Genomic DNA, 1,567 nt, shown 5'->3' on the forward strand with positions numbered 1-1,567 from the left:
CAAAGAGTAATACTAATAGAGCGGTAGTAAGTACAAGAGTACCGAAAACGGAAAACATTGTATTTATTGGTTCCGAGTTCGAATACAATAACTTTTGGCTAAAAAACATGTTTATTGCAGCTGCCTATCCTTTCATCAAAGATAGAAGTAAATTTAGAGAATGTGATAAAGTGACTATTGCTTATGTCGATTACGGTTATACTCGTTTAGAAAAACTAGCTATCGAAGGTTTAAAGAATGAAATAAGCTTTACTAACGACATAACGTTTATCGCATTAAAAAATAAATCAAAAGTTATAGAAATATTAAATAAAGATAGAGAGACTTATAAGATAAAAGACTTAGCCTTTTTCTGTCATGGTTTAAACGGAAAAATTACTTTAAACTATGGTAGTAGGCCTAGTATCGAACTAGTCAATTCAGATATAAGCGCCATTAGTGATAATAGCTTTATTGATTCAGCTAGAGCTCGTTCATATGCTTGTAGAACAGGAATGTCAGACGCTCTAACACTTAGAACTCAAAGTTCATTTAGTAACGTTAATGAAGCAGATCCTGATAATAGTTTCGCTCAACTGTTCTCAAACAGACATAATATCGATTTTTACGCATTCCATAAACGTACATTATATAGTAATATTTTGAACCCTAAGAATGATGCTGAAAAAATATCTGAAGACCTTAGAAATAAAAGAGAAGTAAGTAATAGTGATGTCATTTCTATATTAGAAAATTATGAAGCACTAATACATTCAGAACTAGGTGAAAGCTATAAAAATATGTGGGGATGGGTTCCTAGGGGGGCAGTGTCAGAAGGAACAGTCGGTTATTCATTGTGGCGAAAAGGAGGTGGGTTAAAAATACCAGTTGCTGCCAGTACTCCTACAGGATTACCTGCATCAATGACCAAATTTACTCCAAAATAAAAAATGAAAAAAAATAACTTTAAACTTATATTACCTGTATTTGGATTGGCATTATTATTAATTCTTATATATTTCTACGTGGTGAAATCAATGAATGCATTCAACTATCAACAATTTGATAAGAAAGATTTTTTACTCATTCAAACAGAATTAAAAAAAGATTACAACCTCTATTTAAATAGTTTAAAAAAAGATAACAGCGTTCAAGTAACTTTTAACTTCTACAATATCCTACCACCACATGGGTCCACTTTAGAATTATACTCTCATAAAATATCTAACTACATATATATTGGCCCTTATCAATCTTCACTTTCATTTATTGTGAAAGATGATTTGTTCAAAAATAGTCTTGACTCTCTAACTATTTCATTAGTTGATTCAGAAAACAGAGCCTCCTATACTATAGAGCAAGAAAAGGTTTTCAATTTCTGGAAAAAAGAAAAAGAGGTTAATATCTGGTTTTTACCTTTTAGAAAAATTGATGAAGAAACTGGTACAACTATAGGTTATACAGTTTCTTTAGATTGATTAAATCCTAGTGTTCACACTGTAGTGGTCAACTAATTTGGTACAACACCAACTAACTGAACCGCCCCGGTATTGTCGGAGAGTGATTTACTTGAGTCAGGCAGCTTTGT

The 1,567-nt window shown here is 31.7% G+C and carries 2 protein-coding genes; both read left to right on the plus strand.

Translation table 11 applies throughout. The features are described 5' to 3' along the window. A partial coding sequence (locus EI164_RS16035) for a hypothetical protein (RefSeq protein WP_225739363.1) occupies nt 1-926 on the plus strand: 926 nt, incomplete at its 5' end. Nucleotides 927-1,016: 90 nt separating this feature from the next. After that, entirely contained in the window at nt 1,017-1,457 is a 441-nt protein-coding gene (locus EI164_RS16040; RefSeq protein WP_192520978.1) for a hypothetical protein, read from the plus strand. Nucleotides 1,458-1,567 lie beyond the last annotated feature (110 nt).

It is taken from the genome of Psychrobacter sp. FME13 (genome assembly GCF_014861395.1).
In the GTDB taxonomy this organism is placed as follows: Bacteria; Pseudomonadota; Gammaproteobacteria; order Pseudomonadales; family Moraxellaceae; genus Psychrobacter.